The following is a 16,920-nucleotide window of genomic DNA, read 5'->3' on the forward strand; positions in this document are numbered from 1 at the left end:
CTCGCCGCAACTTCCTCGCACTGACCGGTACCGGAGCAGCCGCGTCGCTCGCCGGCTGTTCCCAACTCGACTCGTTGACGCAGTCGGACGATTCGGGGGGCGATGCGGTCACGGTGGCGGTTTCTCCGGATCAGGAAGACCTCGCGAGTCTCAACCAGGAGTACCAGAGCGGAAACCTTACCCAAGAGGAAGCGGTGGCACAACAGCGCGAGTTGATCGAGCAGGCCGGGAGCGAGTTCGAGGACTCGGCGTCCGACCGCGATTTCACGATCGAGGACTCCGAGACACAGTATGGCCTCTTCCGCGTCACCGGGTCCGACGAAGCGATCATGGGGACGCTTCGAGACGGCACCGTCGACGGCATTTATCCCGGCGATCAGTACGAGGTATTCGTCCAGCAACAGCAACAACAGCAGGCGATGCGCGAACAACAACAGCAACAACAGGAGCAGACAGCGGGCAACGAGACCAACAGCTCCGACGGCGGCAACGAGACGGATTCCGGGAACGAAACGGCAAGCTAACTCGTACTCGGCATACTTAGCGTACCCGGCGTCATTACCGCTCTCGCCAGTGGGTGACTCAGCGCTCGAGGGCGAAGGGACTCTCCCGTTCCGTCCAGTTCCAGCCGGGCAGTCGTTCCTGAAAGCCGGCGGCCAGCGCCGCCTCGCAGTCGTCGATACCGGCGTTTTCGTCGGCCTCGCCGTGGACTCGAACGTCGGCGTAGTGGAAGGTGGCCTCGCCGAGCGTCCGCAGCGGCTGCGGGCCGGCGATCGTCGCGGCCAGTTCGCGGCCGAGGAGTTCATCGACCACGAACCCCGGATAGTCCCCCTCCACGTCGAGCTCTCGTAGAATCGCGACCATCGCGGCGACGTTGACGGCCAGATCGCCGTCCGCAAAGACGGCGTCGACCGCGTCGCGATAGTCCGACTCCGAGACCGAATCGACATCCGTCCCGAAGACCTCGCCGAGATCGTCGCGAACGTTGTTAATGAGCGGGACGACGGTGTCGGCGCGGTTGATGACCCAATCGCGCTCCTCGGCGACTCGAGCGGGTGAAACGTGCATGTGCAGGTGAGGACTATCGTCCCCACGGCCCTGGTTTTTGCGAAGGCTTTTATACCACGCAAAGAATAGCGTCGAGTAAGCGGGTTCTCCCTGGAATTGTCCCGCACGGACCAGGATAACCGATCCGGGAGCATGTTCGTCACGACACGGAGTCGGATACGATGATTCGGGAGACGAACCGGCAGACGAGCGCCGTCGCCCCCGCGGGCGACGCGGTGCGCTCCCGATTCCGGCACGGCGGCCGTCGGTTGGCCGCCGTCGAACCGATCTCTCTCGGCCGTCTCCGATCTCCGACTCCTGTCCTGACGTCGTGTCCGGTTCCGGACGGTGAGTTCACGCAATCCACATTCGGCGACCTATGAGCACTGTAGAGCAGCAACTCGACGATCTCAAAGCACAGATCACGAGCGAGTTACCGAGCGATATCTCGGTCTCCTCGGTGAAATACGAAGGCCCGGAACTGGTGGTCTACACGCGCGATCCGAAGAAATTCGCCCAGCAGGGCGATCTGATTCGGCAGCTCGCGAGCAAGCTCCGCAAGCGGATCACCGTCCGACCGGACCCGAGCGTCCTCTCGCGACCCGAGCAGGCTCGCGAGGAGATCATGAACGTCATCCCCGAGGACGCGGGGGTCACGGACCTCGACTTCCACGCCGACACCGGCGAGGTCGTCATCGAGGCCGAAAAGCCCGGCATGGTCATCGGCCGCCACGGGTCGACGCTCCGCGAAATCACCAAAAACGTCGGCTGGACGCCCGAAGTCGTCCGCACGCCGCCGATCGAATCCTCGACGGTCTCGAACGTTCGCAGCTTCCTCAAGCAGGAACGCGACGACCGACGGGACATCTTAGAGAAGGTCGGCCGACAGATCCACCGCGAGGAGATGTCCGACGACGAGTACGTCCGCATCACGACGCTGGGCTGCTGTCGCGAAGTCGGTCGGGCCTCCTTCATCCTCTCGACGCCGGAAACGCGCATCCTCATCGACTGTGGGGACAAGCCCGGCGCTGAAGGTGAAGTGCCCTACCTCCACGCACCCGAGGCGCTCGGCGCGGGCCCACAGACCATCGACGCGGTCGTGCTGACCCACGCCCACCTCGACCACTCCGCGCTGATCCCGCTCCTGTTCAAGTACGGCTACGACGGCCCGATCTACTGTACCGAGCCCACACGGGACATGATGGGCCTGCTGACGCTTGACTACCTCGACGTCGCGGCCAAGGAAGGCCGCAGTCCGCCCTACGAGAGCGAGCAGGTCCGCGAAGCGATCAAACACTGCATCCCGCTCGAGTACGGCGATGTCACCGACATCGCGCCGGACGTCAAACTCACCTTCCACAACGCCGGCCACATCCTCGGCTCGGCCGTCTCGCACTTCCACATCGGCGACGGCCTCTACAACGTGGCCTTCTCCGGCGACATTCACTACGACGACACCCGCCTGTTCAACGGTGCGGTCAACGACTTCCCGCGGGTCGAAACGCTCGTCCTCGAGTCGACCTATGGCGGTCGCAACGACTACCAGACCGACCAGCAGGACTCCGAGGAGAGGCTCAAGGAAGTCATCAACGAAGCCTACGAACAGGACGGCAAGGTCGTCATTCCCGCCTTCGCGGTCGGCCGGTCACAGGAGATCATGCTCGTCTTAGAGGAGGCGATGCGCAGCGGCGACATCCCCGAGATGCCGGTCCACTTAGACGGGATGATCTGGGAAGCGACGGCGATCCACACGACCTACCCCGAATACCTGCGCGACGACCTGCGCGACCGCATCTTCCACGAGGATGAGAACCCCTTCCTCGCCGACGAGTTCAACCACATCGACGGCGGCGAGGAGGAACGACAGGATGTCGCCGACGGCGAGCCCTGTATCATCCTCTCGACCTCCGGGATGGTCACCGGCGGCCCGATCATGTCCTGGCTCGGTCACATCGGTCCCGATCCGGACTCGACGCTCGTCTTCGTCGGCTACCAGGCCCAGGGAACCCTCGGCCGACGCATCCAGAACGGCTGGGACGAGATCCCGACCAGCGAGGTCGGTGCCATGGGCAACGGCGGCGGTCGCGGCACCCTCTCGCTGAACATGGACGTCGAAACCGTCGACGGCTTCTCCGGCCACGCCGACCGCGCCGGCCTCGAGAACTTCGTCAAGACGATGAATCCCCGCCCCGAGAAGGTGCTCTGTGTCCACGGCGACGAACGCTCCACCCAGGACCTCTCGTCGGCGCTCTACCACGACTACGACATGCGCACCTTCGCGCCGAAGAACCTCGAGACCTTCCGCTTCCTATAAAAGCCCTCGTTCGGCCTTGGCAGGCCTCACTCGCCCTTTTTATGTCCGCCAGGACCGCACTGGCGCGGTTCGCGGGTCCGCGAGCCGCGCGATCGGCCTGCCCTCCCCCGTGACTCGAGGGCTCGCCGAATCGGCGAGCCCTCGAGACGGCCACCGCATCGGTGGAAGCCACTGCACTAGTCAGAGTCACTGCCACAGGTTTCTGCCGGCCGTTCGGGTTCGCTACGTTACCGACTGCTCGAGTCGGTGAGAAACCGATCGAAAAAAGAGCCGAACGGAACCGACCGATCAGGACAGCTGTTTCGAGAGCCAGTCCAGGTTCGTGGCGATCGTTGCGATCACGATCGCGATGAGCGAGATGACGATCAGGAACGTCGAGACGACGCTCACCATCGGGTCCAGGGACTGTCGGATCTGGGTCCACGCGACGACCGGGATGGTCTCCGTGCTGCGACTCGAGAGGAACAGCGCCATCACGAACTCCTGGAGGCTGATGATAAAGGCGAGCAGCGCGCCGACGAAGATCCCGTGTTTGACGTTGGGGAGGACGGCGTAGACGAACGACCGGATCGGTCCCGCGCCGAGGTCTTTCGCGGCGTCGAGGAGTTGCCAGTCGAACCGGCTGAACACCGATCGCATCACGAAGTAGACGAGCGGCGTCGCCCACAGCGTGTGCGCAAGGACGATGCTCAGGTACGAGGCCTCGAGGCCGGCCCTGACGAAGTAGACCCGCATCGAGATCCCGAGGATGATCGGCGGGATCAGCAGCGGGACAAGGACCAGCGGCGCGAGCACCTGTCCGGCGCGGCCGTCGTCGATTTCGTGACCGAACGCGGCCGTGACGCCGAGCGTGGTTGCGACGATCGTCGTCCCGACGCCGACGAGGAGGCTGTTGTCGAACGCCGACAGCCAGCGCGTCTGCTCGAAGAACGCGCGATAGTGGACCAGCGAGTAGCTCTCGGGCGGGAACGCGAGGTTCCCCGACTCCGCGAAGGAGGTCACGACGACCACCGCGAGCGGTAACAGCATGAACACCAAAATCGCCAGATAGCCCGCCCGGAACAGGGCGTTCTCGAATTGTTCTCTATGCATATTCGAACTCACCTCCGAAGTAGTTGAGCGTGGCTGTCAGAAGGACGATACTCACGACCATTAGGAGCAACATGACGACCGCGTACGCGGTCGCGACCTCCCACTGAAGGTTCGTCAGCAGCTGCTCCTCGACCACGAGCGCGAACGCCCTCGCCTTGTTTTGCCCGTCGCCGAGGAGTCCCGGCGCGGCGTAGGCACCGACGCTCCAGGCAAAGGAGATCACCGTCGCGACGATGATGCCGGGCATCGCTTGGGGCACGACGACCTCGAGCACCGAGCGCGGGCGGCTCGCGCCGAGGTCGCGAGCGGCTTCGACGATCCCCCAGTCCATCGTCGCGAGGACGCTGTAGATCGCCAGCACGGCGTAGGGCAGGACGATGTAGACCTGTCCGACGACGACGCCGACCGTCCCGGGGACGAACTGGATCGGCTCCGAGATGAGGTTCAGCGATAGCAGGACATCGTTGAGCGTCCCGTTGGGCGAGAGCAGCGGCATGAACGCGTAGGTCTTGATGACCAGCGTCGTCAGCAGGGGCAAGATGACCGAGAACAGCAGCGCCGACTTGACGAGCCCCTCGGATCGCCAGATCGCGTAGGCGTAAAACGTCGCGATCACGACCGTGATCGCCGTCGCGAGCAGTCCCAGCTTGATCGAGTAGGTGATCGCGTTCAGCAGTACGTCGGTGGTAAACACCTCGCCGTATCCGGAGATCGACCACGTTCCCGGCGCGTAGCGGAGGTCCTGTGACCCGTCCGTGAGGCTGATCCGCAGCAGGATCAGAAACGGCGCGACGAACAGGAGCAACTCGAAGACCAGCAGCGGGGCCATCAACAGCAGCGCCCGCTTCGAGCGCGATCGCTCCCGTAACGACTCCCAGAGCCGCGCGATCGGAGCCGGCAGTGCGGACGATGAGTGCGTTCCGGACATCGTTACAGGTCGACCCTCGAGCCGTCGTCACGGAACGCGAGGACGTCCGCACCGTCCCAACTGATTCGGATCTCGTCGCCGGCGTCGAACGCGCCGGAGTCGGCAACGGTTCGTTCGACGAACACCGACGTGTCCTCGACCGCGACGGAGTAGCGGATCGTCGAGCCCCGATAGAGGACGTTCTCGACGGTACCGACGACGGCGTTCGTCGTGTCTCCGTCGGTGCGAACCGGCTGTGTCCGGTCCGACTCGCCGTCGGATGTGGCCGCGTCCGCCGGCTCGATCGAGAGCACTTCGGGACGAAGCGACAGGGCCACCGACTCGCCCTCGGTGAGGGCGTCCGCGTCGTCCGCGTCGCCCGTCCTCGGGAGGACGACTTCGCGGCCCAGTTCGGTCTCGACGTGGACTGACTCCGCCGTCGTCCGCTCGACCTCGCCGGCAACGAAGTTCGTATCCCCGAGAAAGGCCTCGATGAACCGGTTCTTCGGGTTCTCGTAGACCTCGTTCGGCTCGCCAACCTGCACGAGGCTCCCGTCGGCCATGATGCCGATTCGGTCGGCGAGGGTAAACGCCTCGTCCTGGTCGTGGGTGACGTGGACGAACGTCTCCTCGAGTTCCTCGTGGATCTCGCGGAGTTCGATCTGCATGTCCTCGCTGAGCCGCTTGTCGAGGTTCGACAGCGGCTCGTCGAGCAACAAGACGTCGGGGTTGACGGCGAGCGCCCGCGCGAGCGCGACGCGCTGTTTCTGCCCGCCGCTCAGGTTCATCGGGTCGTCGTCGGCGTACTCGCCCATCCGAACGCGCTCGAGCATCTCCTTGGCCCGCTCGCGGCGCTCGTCTTTCCCCGTCCCCTGCATCTTCAGCCCGAAGGCGACGTTCTCGAGGACCGTCTTGTGGGGGAACAGCGCCCAGTCCTGAAACACCGTCGCGGTGGTGCGTTCGTAGGCCGGGCGGTCGGTCACGTCCTCGTCGCCAATGTGTATTTCGCCGTCGGTCGGCGTCTCGAGGCCGGCAAGCATCCGCAGCGTCGTGGACTTGCCGCTGCCGCTGGGCCCGAGCAGGCACAGTAGTTCGCCGTCGTCGATCGTCACTGAGACGTCCTCGACGGCGAGCGTGTCTCCGTACCGTTTCTCGAGTCCGGAAAGCGTAATTTCAGACATGAATGGTGTGGCGGTGGCGACCCGTTAGGCGTTCGACTGCATCTCGGTGAAGTCGTCGGAGAGATCGCCGCTGTGCTCCGAGAGGAACTCCCAGTCCGGGAAGGCGATGTTCCGTGCCTCCTCGCTGTTGCTCGGCAGATCGTCCGCTAGATCGCCGGCGTACTCGGTATTTTCGTTACAGAACAGGGTGGGCATCTCCTCGGACCACGCCGTCTGGACCTCGGAATCCATGAGGAAGTTGATGAACTCCTCGGCCTGATCGCGTTTGTCGGTACCCTCGACGACACACCAGTGGTTCAGATAGCCGGTCGTCTCCTCCGGCATCGTGTGGGTCAGGCCGTCGTAGTCGTCGATGTCGTAGGCCGTCTGCTCGTAGTACCACTGGGCGACGTCGATGACGTCGTTCTGGAACGCCTGCCAGATGTCCTCGCCGGAGCTCGCCCAGCTCTCGACGGGCCACTCGCGGACGGTCTCGAGGACGTCGTCGTGCAGGTCGGCGTCGTGCATCTCCTCGCCGAGTTCGGCCTCGTCCATGCCGACGGCGGCGGCGTACATCGGGTACCACCAGAAGCCGGTATCGACGCCGACGCCGTTGCTTTCGGCGACGGCCGGCGATGAGAGGTCGGCCCACGAGTCCGGCTCGAAATCCATCCCCTCGCGGTGGATGATCGTACAGGGAGCGCCATCGACCGGCATCCCGTACTCCGTGTTTCGGAACTCCGCGTAGTAGTCGATGACCTCGTCGAAGTTGGGAACGTTTTCCGTCCTGATCTCGTGGAAGAGATCGTCCTGTCTCCCGTAGTAGTAGAAGTTCCCCTCCGTGATCGTCACGTCGTACGGCGGATCGTCGTCCGGCGCGGTCTGAATGTCGCTGAGGATGTTGTTCCACCCCGGCTCGAGTTGGACTTCCGCGTCGAACTCGTCTTCGTATCTCGAGACGACCGATTCTTCGAATCGATCGGCGTAGTTTCCGCTCCAGACGCTGACGCGCAGCGGGTCGCCGCCTCCGCCGGAGAGGAGTTCGGTACAGCCGGCGAGGGCGGTCGCCGAGCCGGCCGCAGTCGCCGACAACAGCCGTCGGCGCGAGACCGCGTTCCGCGCTCGGTCGGTCGGCGACGCTGCCGTCGACTCGCACCCGCTCGTCTCTGCATCCCGATCTGGGCCTGCAGGCATTGGTACCCCGGGTCTACCCCGATACCGACATATAACCGTTGTGAAGTCCGGAAAACGTGTCATAAATCGCGCATGGCGTGTCGAAGCTCCCGACTGCGGCGGGTTCGATCTCGTCTCCAGTTCGATTTCCGCCTGAGACCGTGACACGGAAAACCATGCCATACCGAAGGTAATAGCGTCGAATCGGCGGTCGATCGACTCGAGCAGCGACGGGAATCGGCCCGGCCGCGCGATCGAACGAGCGCCGCGTTATACAACGCTCATATACCTGTTATATTTCCTCGCCCTCGTCGGCTCTCGCACCCGTCAACGTCATCGGTTCCGTTCGGCACGTCATCCGGCGGTACGATTCGTGCTCGAGGAACGATGAGAATATCAGTACGGATACTTCGCCCAAATAGTTTAAAACAGTGCACAGGAACGCTGTGTACATGACTACGACAGTCCTAGAGCGGACCGAGGAGTACACGATCGAACGAGCCGACGCGCTCGGCGTGCCGATTTTCACGTACAACGAATACCTCACGGGGGAACGGCTTCGGGAGGTCGCCCGCAGATGGGAGGCAATTATCGAAGCGACGGGCGTCGAACGGTACGTCGTCAACACCGAGGCGTTCATGGCGCACGAAGAGGAGGACAAGCAGTGGCTCGGCGAGACCTGGCTGCCGAACTTGATCGACCATGGCGTCAGGGCAGGGGCCGGCGTGTACGCGGACTCCGCGATCTCGAGTCTGGATATGGGTCGCATCGAATCGACGTTGAATGCGATCGATCCCGACTTCGAATACCGCACGTTCGGAAGCGAAGCGGACGCGTTGGAGTGGATCGCAGAGCAGTAGCGGAGACTCTTCGGCTATAGTAGCCACTGAAAGTCATTGCACACTTGATCGCACGACTGCGTCACGATCAGTGTGTAAATCGTTTCAGTGGCTACTATAGTATCGCGTTCGCTGGTCGCCTCGAGTGCTCACTCGTCCTCGGGAGCGGCGGCGGGATCGACGACCTCGTCCGTCGCGGGATAGACGCCGACCTGATCGCAGATATCGGCCATCGGACAGGCGTCCGGGTCCTCGAGACAGGCGGGTGTGCGCGCCGTACAGTACTCGCGGCCGAACTGGATGGTCGCCGTGTGTCCGAAGCCGCATTTTTCGGCGGGCACGTCGCGCTCGAGGACGGCCCGAACGGCCTCGTGGTCCGCGTCCGGCGGCGCGATTCCCATGCGGCGGTAGATTCGGTGGACGTGAGTGTCGACGGGAAAGACGCCGCCGCGACCACCCGCGAAGAGCAGGACGCAATCGGCGGTCTTCGGCCCGACGCCGCGGACGGAAAGCAGCGTCTCGCGGACGGCCGACGGCTCCTCGTCCTTGACGAAGGTATCGAACGCGGCAGCCGAGCCGAACTCCGCGAGGACCCACTCGGCGGTGTCGATGAGCGTCTCGGACTTCTGGTTGTATAACCCCGCGCCGCTGATCGTCTCGGCAAGGGTCGACTGCTCGGCGCTCGCGAGCGATTCGGCGAGGTCGATATCGGGGCCGTCATACCGCTCGAGCAGCGCGTCGTGGGCCGGCTGGCTCGCCTTGTCGCTGGTGTTCTGGCTCAGGATCGTCCGGACGAGGCAGGTGAAGGCGTCTCGCCCACCGTACTGCTTCTGCCAGAACAGTTCCCCCAGTCGGTCGACGACCTCCTCCGCGCGGGTGTCCGCGGTCGCGGGATCGAACTCGGCCGCGACGCCGCCGCCGGTCGCACCGCCGCTGATGTTGACTGCGGGCTCCGGATCGTCGCTCATATCGCCGCGTTAGGGCCGCAGGGTCAAAACCGCGGCGGAACCGGGGGCTCGAGCCCGCGCCCTCAATCCGACCTGCGAGCGATCACTCGACGGAAATCGTCACCGTCGCCTCGGCCCCGTCGGCCAGCGCGGCGACGAGGCCGCGATCGAACCCCTCGGCCGCGAACTCGGCACCCACGACGATCGTCCGGTCGTCGACGTAGTCGCTCGTGCGCCCGACCGCGCTGCGCTCGTTCGCGAACTCGAGGTCGGGATCGCCGCGTCCCTCGACGGTCTCCGTGTGGCCGTCGGCCTCGACGGTGACGGTGATCGTCGCGTCGGCGTCTCGGCAGGCCGCGACGAACTCGGGGTCGAAATCGGCGGGGGCGCGGTCGGCCTCGATCGCGAGGATGCAGTCGCCGGCGGGAGTGAGGTAGTCGTCGGTCGTCACTTCGAAGGTGCTCGCGTGCTCGGCGCTGACGTTCTCGTGGCCGCGAGCGCGAATGACTTCGTCCATGGACGGCGGTTCGGTGCCGGGCGGAAAACGGGATCGAATCGCGGTCGTCGCGCGACGGCGCGTGTCGCGTTCGGTGCGGTGGTGCGGTCCAGTCCGCGTTGCGATGCGAGACGGACGACCTACGACGCGGAGCGGTAGCCGGACCGGAACTCGCGGAGGCCGGCACCGACGGCGTTGCCGAGGACGACGAGGAGCAAGATCGCGACGAATCCGGGGCCTGAGTCGTCGTGGAGCGTTCCCGTCGCGACGCCGGCGGCCACGACACTCGCCGCAGCGCCGATCGCGAGGACGGCAAGTCCGACCTGGAGTGTCGACCCGCGCCGGCGCGAGAGCAGGTACTGCGGGAGGCCGATGCCGACGGCCAGATAGATCGCGATTCCGGCTGCCGTGATCCCGAGGACGGCCGGGCTCTCGGTGAGCGCGCCGACGATGCCGGCGAGCACGATCGCGGCGACGAGGCTGCTCCCGACGGTCAGGGTATCGTTCATATCCGCACGTGACTGGCAGCGGAGAAATACCTACTGGCGCTCGAGGCCGCCGCTTAGACGAGGCTCGCGCCGTCGAAATCGCCGCGGCTGTAGTCGATCTCCAGCAGGTCGAGGATCGTCGGCGTGATGTCGAACAGGTCGGCGTCGTCGATCGTCGCCTCGGGGTGGTCGATGTACAGCGATGTGTTGTCGAAGCTGTGCATCCCGTTTCGCGGTCCGGTGGTGAAGATGTCGGAGTCGCCCTTGAACCCGGACTTGAGGTCGAAGCCCTTGTTCGGGATCGCGACCAGATCCGGCGCGATGTCGTCGTGGTCGCCGCGGAAGGCCTCTTCCTTCTCGACGACGCGTTCGACGACCTTGTTGCCGTTTGGCCCCTCGAGGGCCTCGAGGTCGGCCTTGAGTTCGTCCCGAACTGCGTCGTACTCGTCTTCGGGGACGGACCCGTGGGGCTCGCGACCCTCGAGGTTGATGTAGAAGCGGCCGGGGATGAACGAGTAGGCCGTGGTGTCGTCGGAGATGTCGCCCAGTTCCTCGGGGTCGTCAGTCCCGAAGGAGAGCCAGCCTTCCTGGCGGAGCCACTCGTTGAAGTGGACCTCGTAGTCGAGGCTGGTAAAGCCGTGGTCGGAGGCGACGATCATGGTCACGTCGTCGGGCAGTGAGTCGCGCAGGCGGCCGATGTAGTCGTCGACCTTCTGGTAGAACTCGATGAACGCGTCCTTGTTCTCGCCGTCGCGCTCGTAGTCCTTGAACAGGAAGTGGTTGACCCGGTCGGTCGTCATGAAGACGCCGAAGAAGAGATCCCAGTCGTCCTCGTCGATGTAGTGCTGGAAGGCCTCATACTGGGCGTCGACGGTTGCGTGGGCGTCCTCGATGAACTCGGATTTGTCCGCCTGATGGCCGAGTTTCGGATTGACGTCGATCCGGTAATCGAGCGTCTCGAGGTAGTCGCGCACGTCGTCGGGGTAGGCGGCCTTATCGAGGCCGGGTGAGAGAAAGCCCGAGACCATTCGCTGGACGTCGCGCTGGGGCGGGAACGTGACGGGAACGTTCATCACGGTGGCCTTGCGGCCGTCCTCCTGTACGCGGTCCCAGACGCGGTCGGCCTGGACGTCCCGGCCCATCGGGACGTAGGTGTCGTACGTGCCGACCTCTCGGTCTTGGAAGCCGTAGACGCCCGTCTCGCCGGGGTTCATGCCGGTCGTCAGCGACGGCCAGCAAGCGCTCGACTCCGGCGGGACGATGCTCGAGATTTCCGCGGCGGTCCCGTCGTCGGCGAGCGCAGCGAAGTTCGGAAACAGTTCCTCGTTCTCCGAGAGGAGACTATACGGTACGCCGTCGACCCCGATAAATGCGACCCGGGGGTCGCCGTCGCCCCGCAATCGATCGAACAGACCCATGGACGGACGTAGTTCGACCGCATACAAGAAGGTTCGTTTCGAGATAGTGTTTTGCGAACCGCTGACACTCCGTGTGCTGGTGTCCCACCGTCCGGCGCTATAGTGATGTCAGATTTCGCATCTCAGCGGTGAATTGAGCGAGAGACACCGATCTGGAGTCTCGGCAATCCGCGGGCGAGGATTACTCGTCGCGGTCGCTCGAGTCCTCAGGATCGAAGTTGGCCGGGACGACCGTGGGGTGGGCCATGCCGGCGGCGGACTCGACCGCGTCGTCGGCCGACGGTGACGGTCGCGGGGAAGGGTCGGGTGCTACCATACAGGAACGACTACGGCGTGTTCGGGGATAAAATTACCCATGCTCATAATGCATCTCCCGAACGGGCGCGGATAACTCTCGGGAATCAACTCGAGTCGCCGATAACTGCGAGAACAGGACCACCGCAGACGCGGTGGGTCCGTCGGTGACCGTCTTGCCGTCGATCGGCTCTAGAAGTTCTCGTCGTAGAGGTCCTGTGCGTGCTCGATTGCGTCGTAGGCCGCCTGCTTGTCCTCCCAGCCCAGCGTCTCGACTTCCTTGCCTTCCTCGAGGTTCTTGTAGCTCGAGAAGAACTCGTCGATTTCGTCGAGTTCCTGCTGTGGGATGTCCTCGAGGTCCTCGATGTGATCGTAGCGCGGGTCCTCGCTCGGGACGGCGATGACCTTGTCGTCTTGCTCGCCGTCGTCGTCCATCTTCATCAGGGCGACGGGACGGGCTTCGATGACACAGCCGGGGAACGTCTGGTCCTCGACGAGGACGAGCACGTCGAAGGGATCCTCGTCGTCGTAGTACGACTGCGGAATGAAGCCGTAGTCGCTCGGATAGTGGACGTTGCTGTGGAGCACGCGGTCCAGCACGACGCCGGGAACGTCCTTGTCGTACTCGTATTTGTTTCGCTCGCCCTTGAGACACTCCACGACGGCGTAGATCTCTTCTGGCGGATTCGGTCCGGTTTCGAGGTCTTCCCAGAGGTTGACCATGTACCGGAGCATCCACCGTCGATCAAAAAGTACTTTCGTAATCGAGTGTCACTATTGACGCGACGGTTGCCAGATAATCGACAGACACGAATCGGACACGTACACCAGTGTCCGGCGGTGTAGCGGTCGGTAACGGCCTGTCCGGCCGACTGATACGAAGGAATAGTTGACAAGTCTTAAATAGTCTGGTGACATTTGCATACGTATGTCAGAGGCACAATCAATCACCGGCGAACAGAGTATTGCACGCGAACTCACAGCGTTCCAGAACAACATCCTCGTCATCCTCGCCAAGGAGCCGATGTACGGCCTGGCGATCAAGCGGGAACTCGAGGATTACTACGGGACCGAAGTCAATCACGGCCGACTCTACCCCAACCTCGACGAACTCGTCGATCTCGGACTGGTCGAGAAGAGCGAACTCGACAAGCGAACCAACCAGTACTCGCTGACCGACGACGGCTACGACGCCGTCCTCGACGGCATCCAGTGGTCGCTCTCGAAGATCGTCACGGGCGACGACCGCGCCGACGAGATCAGCGAGATCGTCGAAAACAGCTACTAGAACCGGATCTCCGGGACCGGCTCTTCGGCGGTCTCGAAGACGAGTTCGATCGATTCCGCGATCACTTCCTGTTGTTTTGCCGACGGCCACGCGTTCCGAACCACGTAGTCAGTGCCGAACTCGGCGAGTTCCTCGCTCGTCAATGATTCCATCGGCTTCGCGTAGTGATTGCCCGCGAAATCAGCGAGCATGGCGGCGTTATCGCCGTGGACATCGCCGTGGGCCTCCTTGACCGCTGCGACGAGATCCCGATTGTGCTCGTCGACGGCCGCCCAGTCGTCCGGGTCGGCCGTCCCCTCGAGCGCGATCTCGACCGCGCGGTCGATGTTGTCGATCCGCTCGGTCCTGATGACGCCGTTTTCCTCGTCATGCCACTCCTCGGGGTGGCAGACGAGGATGTCGTCGCCGTCGTCGTCCCGGACACGGGCCGTAAAGTCGTGGTCGTCGAGCAGTTCGTCGCGCCGCTGTTCGTAGGCCTCGCTTTCGTTCTCGTCGACCGCACCGCGCTCGAGGCGCGTTAGGCGTTCGACTTCGTCGACGACATCCCGTGGAAGCCCGTCGTCGCTCGTACCGTCTCCGTCCTCGGCAGGGTCGCTCGCGTTCGACTCGGTCATAGGAGCGTCTACGCACTCGAGCGGTTTTGCGCTTGACGATCCGGTCCGGCGTGGCTGGCGGGGGGAGACGGACAGCGGTGGGTCCTCCCGCAGTTCCCTTCGGGCGTCAGTCGTCGGCCGACTCGAGGCCGACGACATCGAACCGCGCGCCGCCGTGCTCGCTGTCGGAGACGGTGACGGACCAGCCGTGGGCGTCGGCGACCTGCTCGACGATCGAGAGTCCGAAGCCGGTTCCCTCGGCCGCCGTCGAGTAGCCGTCGCGGAACACCTCCTCGCGCTCCTGTTCGGCGATTCCCCTCCCGTCGTCCGCGACGTAGAACCCGTCCGGCCGCTCCCCGACGGTGATCGACACCTCGTCGCCGCCGTGTTCGACCGCGTTTCGGAACAGGTTCTCTAAGAGCTGTGCCAGTCGGGTCGGATCGGCTCGAACCGTTCTATCGATGTCGGTCCGCACGGTCGCGTTCGCCGTGGCGACGTTTTGCCAACAGTGGTCGACGGTCGCCCCGAGATCGACCGACTCCACGTCGCCGATCCGAGCGCCCGCACGCGAGAGCGCCAGCAGATCATCGACCAGCGCCGCCATCCGTTCGTGGGCGCGAGCGACGTGCTCGAGGTGCTCGCTGTCGCGCTCCTCGCGAGCCGACTCGAGGTGGCCCTGCGCGACGTTAAGCGGGTTCCGAAGGTCGTGACTGACGATGGAGGCAAAGCGCTCCAGTTGCTCCTCGCGTTCTTTCCGATCGGAGATGTCCCGCGCGATGCTCAAGACGACCGTGTCGCCGTGATAGGGGATCAGACTGGAACTGATCTCGACGGGGATCCGCTCGCCGTCTTTGGTCTCGTGGACGGTCTCGAAGACCTGTATCCCGTCTGTCGGCATGGTTTCGATGAGTTCCGAGAGTTCGGCTTCGTCGAGACCGATATCGAAATCGTGGGGCCTCATCGACCGGAGTTCCTCGCGCGAGTAGCCCATCGTCTCGACGGCGGCGTCGTTCACTGCGAGGATCGTGCCGTCGATATCGAGGACCCACGCGGTGTCGTTCATGCCGTTGATCAGCGCCCCGTACTCCTCGCGGGCCCGTCGGAGCTCGCGCTCGCGCCGTTTCTGCTCAGTGACGTCCGTGATGAACCCTTCCAACGTCTCCGGATCGCCGTCAGCTTCGTCAATACCGCGCCCGCGCTCCCAGACCCACTTCGTGGTCCTGTCGGCCGTGACGATCCGGTAGGTCACTTCGAAGGTTCCGTCGGCCGACAGTGAGTCCTGGATCGTCTCCCACGTCTCCGCCTGATCCGCAGGATGGACCACCGACTCGCCCCACTTCACCTCGTTGCGTTCCAGTTCGCGGGCCGTGTACCCCGACAGCGATTCGACTTCGCCCTCGACGGTTTCCATGGGCCAGTCGGGCACGTTTCGACACCGGTAGACCATCCCCGGGAGGTTGTCGATCAGGGTCTCGAGGCGGCGCGTTCGCTCGGTGAACAGCCGTTGGTAGCGCCGCGCCTCGACGGCGTTTGCGATTCGGTTCGCGAGGATGGCGTACTGGTCGGTTCCGCGTTCCTTCTGGAGGTAATCGGTGACGCCGGCGGAGATGGCGTCGCTGGCGACCGCTTCGGACCCCTTTCCCGTGTAGAGGATAAAGGGGAGATCCGGATCGTCGCTCCGGACGGCTTCGAGGAACTCGAGGCCGTCCCGGCCGGGCATGTCGTAGTCGGAGACGATGCAGTCGACATCGCGCTCGGCGAGGGAGGCCAGCCCCTCGCTGACGTCTGGGGCGGTCGTGACATCGAACCGATCGTCCTCGCGCTCGAGGAACCGGCCGACCGCCTCGGAGAACTCGGGATCGCCGTCGACGTGGAGCACACGAATCGGATCATGGCCGTGGCCCATTACTGGGAACAGACTACTCAGGTAGCGCTTAAATCGATACTGGCTCTGTATGTTCGTCACTCGCCCGAATCCGGTCGCTACCGACCGATCCGTCGACCCGGAGAGCACACCGGGGCCACCGAACCGGCGACGCTGTAGTAGCCACTGAAACGGGGTATACACTGATTGCGACGGAGTCGTGCGATCAGGCGTGCAATGACTGTCAGTGGCTACGCTACGCCTGATCCAGCGCTTCGTTGACGAGGCCGTCCGCGCGGTCGTTGACCTCTCGAGGAACGTACTCCAGCGTCCACTCGTCGAACGCTTGCAGGATTTCGTGGGCGGTGACCCGCTTCTCGCGGAGTTCGGGGTTGTTGGTGTCGTACTCGCCGCGGACCTGCTTGACGATGAGTTCGGAGTCACCGCGGACGTGGACCTCGTCGTAGCCGTAGTCGCGGGCGGCCTCGAGGCCCGCGATCAGCGCCTCGTACTCGGCCTGATTGTTCGTCGCCGTCCCGATGGTCTCGCCGTCCTCGGCGACGATCCCGTCGCCGGTGACGATCACCCAGCCGATCGCGGCCGGGCCGGGGTTGCCCCGCGAGCCGCCGTCGAAGTAGACGTGTGCGCGCCCGCCGTCCTCGCGGAGCAGGGCCTCGATCTCCCGCGGCTCGGCACCCTGAATGACGACCTTGTCGTCGTAGGCGACGGCGGTCGCACCGCCCCGGCTCGCCCGCCAGCGCTCGTGGTCAGTGTTTCCCGAGTCGACGGTCACGCCCGCCGCCTCGAGTCGTTCGCGAGCCGTCTCGACGTCGCACTCGATAACCGGCATTCGTCTCCGTGATCGGCCATATCCGTATAAAGGCTTTCCGGTACCGAATCGTAAACCTCGGTCTGTAACGCTTGTACTCGCTGTTTTCGGCAGATATCCGCCCGTGGTGCAAAACTGCCACCAAATATTTATATAGCATGGTGATACTAC

At 64.2% G+C, this 16,920-nt stretch carries 18 protein-coding genes; 4 read left to right on the forward strand and 14 right to left on the reverse strand.

The features are described 5' to 3' along the window. A partial coding sequence (locus C489_RS16330; protein WP_006432441.1) for a hypothetical protein occupies positions 1 to 524 on the forward strand: 524 nt, incomplete at its 5' end. A 58-nt stretch (positions 525 to 582) separates the two neighbouring features. On the opposite strand, the gene C489_RS16335 is transcribed toward C489_RS16330, so the two are convergent. After that, positions 583 to 1,068 carry a hypothetical protein gene (locus tag C489_RS16335; RefSeq protein WP_006432442.1) on the reverse strand — a complete coding sequence of 162 codons (486 nt, stop codon included), beginning with the start codon at positions 1,066 to 1,068 and terminating at the stop codon, positions 583 to 585. 358 nt (positions 1,069 to 1,426) lie between these two features. On the opposite strand from C489_RS16335, the gene C489_RS16345 reads away from it, so the two are divergent. Further along, positions 1,427 to 3,361, forward strand: a complete 1,935-nt coding sequence (locus C489_RS16345) for a beta-CASP ribonuclease aCPSF1 (protein WP_006432444.1) — start codon at positions 1,427 to 1,429, stop codon at positions 3,359 to 3,361. Between the two features lie 288 nt (positions 3,362 to 3,649). On the opposite strand, the gene C489_RS16350 is transcribed toward C489_RS16345, so the two are convergent. The 4 genes from C489_RS16350 to C489_RS16365 are packed head-to-tail and all read right to left on the reverse strand — an operon-like array spanning position 3,650 to position 7,714. Then, positions 3,650 to 4,453 carry an ABC transporter permease gene (locus C489_RS16350; protein ID WP_006432445.1) on the reverse strand — a complete coding sequence of 268 codons (804 nt, stop codon included), beginning with the start codon at positions 4,451 to 4,453 and terminating at the stop codon, positions 3,650 to 3,652. Beyond that, positions 4,446 to 5,381 carry an ABC transporter permease gene (locus C489_RS16355; RefSeq protein WP_006432446.1) on the reverse strand — a complete coding sequence of 312 codons (936 nt, stop codon included), beginning with the start codon at positions 5,379 to 5,381 and terminating at the stop codon, positions 4,446 to 4,448. Before C489_RS16355 ends, C489_RS16350 begins: the two co-directional genes overlap by 8 nt. 2 nt (positions 5,382 to 5,383) lie before the next feature. Continuing rightward, positions 5,384 to 6,541 (reverse strand): ABC transporter ATP-binding protein, encoded by a 1,158-nt coding sequence (locus tag C489_RS16360; protein WP_006432447.1) that lies wholly within the window; start codon positions 6,539 to 6,541, stop codon positions 5,384 to 5,386. Between the two features lie 24 nt (positions 6,542 to 6,565). Continuing rightward, complete coding sequence (locus C489_RS16365) at positions 6,566 to 7,714, reverse strand: ABC transporter substrate-binding protein (RefSeq protein ID WP_006432448.1); 1,149 nt, start codon at positions 7,712 to 7,714, stop codon at positions 6,566 to 6,568. 431 nt (positions 7,715 to 8,145) lie between these two features. On the opposite strand from C489_RS16365, the gene C489_RS16370 reads away from it, so the two are divergent. After that, complete coding sequence (locus C489_RS16370; RefSeq protein WP_006432449.1) at positions 8,146 to 8,553, forward strand: hypothetical protein; 408 nt, start codon at positions 8,146 to 8,148, stop codon at positions 8,551 to 8,553. 128 nt (positions 8,554 to 8,681) lie between these two features. On the opposite strand, the gene C489_RS16375 is transcribed toward C489_RS16370, so the two are convergent. The 6 genes from C489_RS16375 to C489_RS16395 form a co-directional block, all read right to left on the reverse strand. Next, a complete protein-coding gene (locus C489_RS16375) occupies positions 8,682 to 9,500 on the reverse strand; it encodes an endonuclease III domain-containing protein (RefSeq protein WP_006432450.1) in 819 nt (272 codons plus the stop codon). Between the two features lie 82 nt (positions 9,501 to 9,582). Then, the gene (locus C489_RS16380; protein WP_006432451.1) at positions 9,583 to 9,996 is read right to left on the reverse strand and encodes a DUF371 domain-containing protein; all 414 of its coding nucleotides are present in this window, start codon (positions 9,994 to 9,996) and stop codon (positions 9,583 to 9,585) included. A 119-nt stretch (positions 9,997 to 10,115) separates the two neighbouring features. After that, a complete protein-coding gene (locus C489_RS16385) occupies positions 10,116 to 10,484 on the reverse strand; it encodes a hypothetical protein (protein WP_006432452.1) in 369 nt (122 codons plus the stop codon). A 53-nt stretch (positions 10,485 to 10,537) separates the two neighbouring features. Next, complete coding sequence (locus C489_RS16390; protein WP_006432453.1) at positions 10,538 to 11,881, reverse strand: alkaline phosphatase family protein; 1,344 nt, start codon at positions 11,879 to 11,881, stop codon at positions 10,538 to 10,540. A gap of 181 nt (positions 11,882 to 12,062) precedes the next feature. Beyond that, positions 12,063 to 12,197 carry a hypothetical protein gene (locus C489_RS22895; protein ID WP_006432454.1) on the reverse strand — a complete coding sequence of 45 codons (135 nt, stop codon included), beginning with the start codon at positions 12,195 to 12,197 and terminating at the stop codon, positions 12,063 to 12,065. Between the two features lie 170 nt (positions 12,198 to 12,367). Then, a complete protein-coding gene (locus C489_RS16395) occupies positions 12,368 to 12,898 on the reverse strand; it encodes an inorganic diphosphatase (RefSeq protein ID WP_006432455.1) in 531 nt (176 codons plus the stop codon). Positions 12,899 to 13,103: 205 nt separating this feature from the next. On the opposite strand from C489_RS16395, the gene C489_RS16400 reads away from it, so the two are divergent. Then, the gene (locus C489_RS16400; protein ID WP_006432457.1) at positions 13,104 to 13,463 is read left to right on the forward strand and encodes a PadR family transcriptional regulator; all 360 of its coding nucleotides are present in this window, start codon (positions 13,104 to 13,106) and stop codon (positions 13,461 to 13,463) included. Here the strand turns inward: C489_RS16400 and C489_RS16405 are convergent. The 3 genes from C489_RS16405 to rnhA all read right to left on the reverse strand — a co-directional run bounded on the left by C489_RS16405 (position 13,460) and on the right by rnhA (position 16,770). Beyond that, positions 13,460 to 14,077 carry a DUF7108 family protein gene (locus C489_RS16405; protein WP_006432458.1) on the reverse strand — a complete coding sequence of 206 codons (618 nt, stop codon included), beginning with the start codon at positions 14,075 to 14,077 and terminating at the stop codon, positions 13,460 to 13,462. The genes C489_RS16400 and C489_RS16405 overlap by 4 nt on opposite strands. Before the next feature lie 106 nt (positions 14,078 to 14,183). Next, positions 14,184 to 15,962 carry a hybrid sensor histidine kinase/response regulator gene (locus C489_RS16410; RefSeq protein WP_049890965.1) on the reverse strand — a complete coding sequence of 593 codons (1,779 nt, stop codon included), beginning with the start codon at positions 15,960 to 15,962 and terminating at the stop codon, positions 14,184 to 14,186. Positions 15,963 to 16,176: 214 nt separating this feature from the next. After that, the gene (gene rnhA, locus C489_RS16415; RefSeq protein WP_006432460.1) at positions 16,177 to 16,770 is read right to left on the reverse strand and encodes a ribonuclease HI; all 594 of its coding nucleotides are present in this window, start codon (positions 16,768 to 16,770) and stop codon (positions 16,177 to 16,179) included. Positions 16,771 to 16,920: the final 150 nt, after the last annotated feature.

Source organism: Natrinema versiforme JCM 10478 (assembly GCF_000337195.1).
In the GTDB taxonomy this organism is placed as follows: domain Archaea; phylum Halobacteriota; class Halobacteria; order Halobacteriales; family Natrialbaceae; genus Natrinema; species Natrinema versiforme.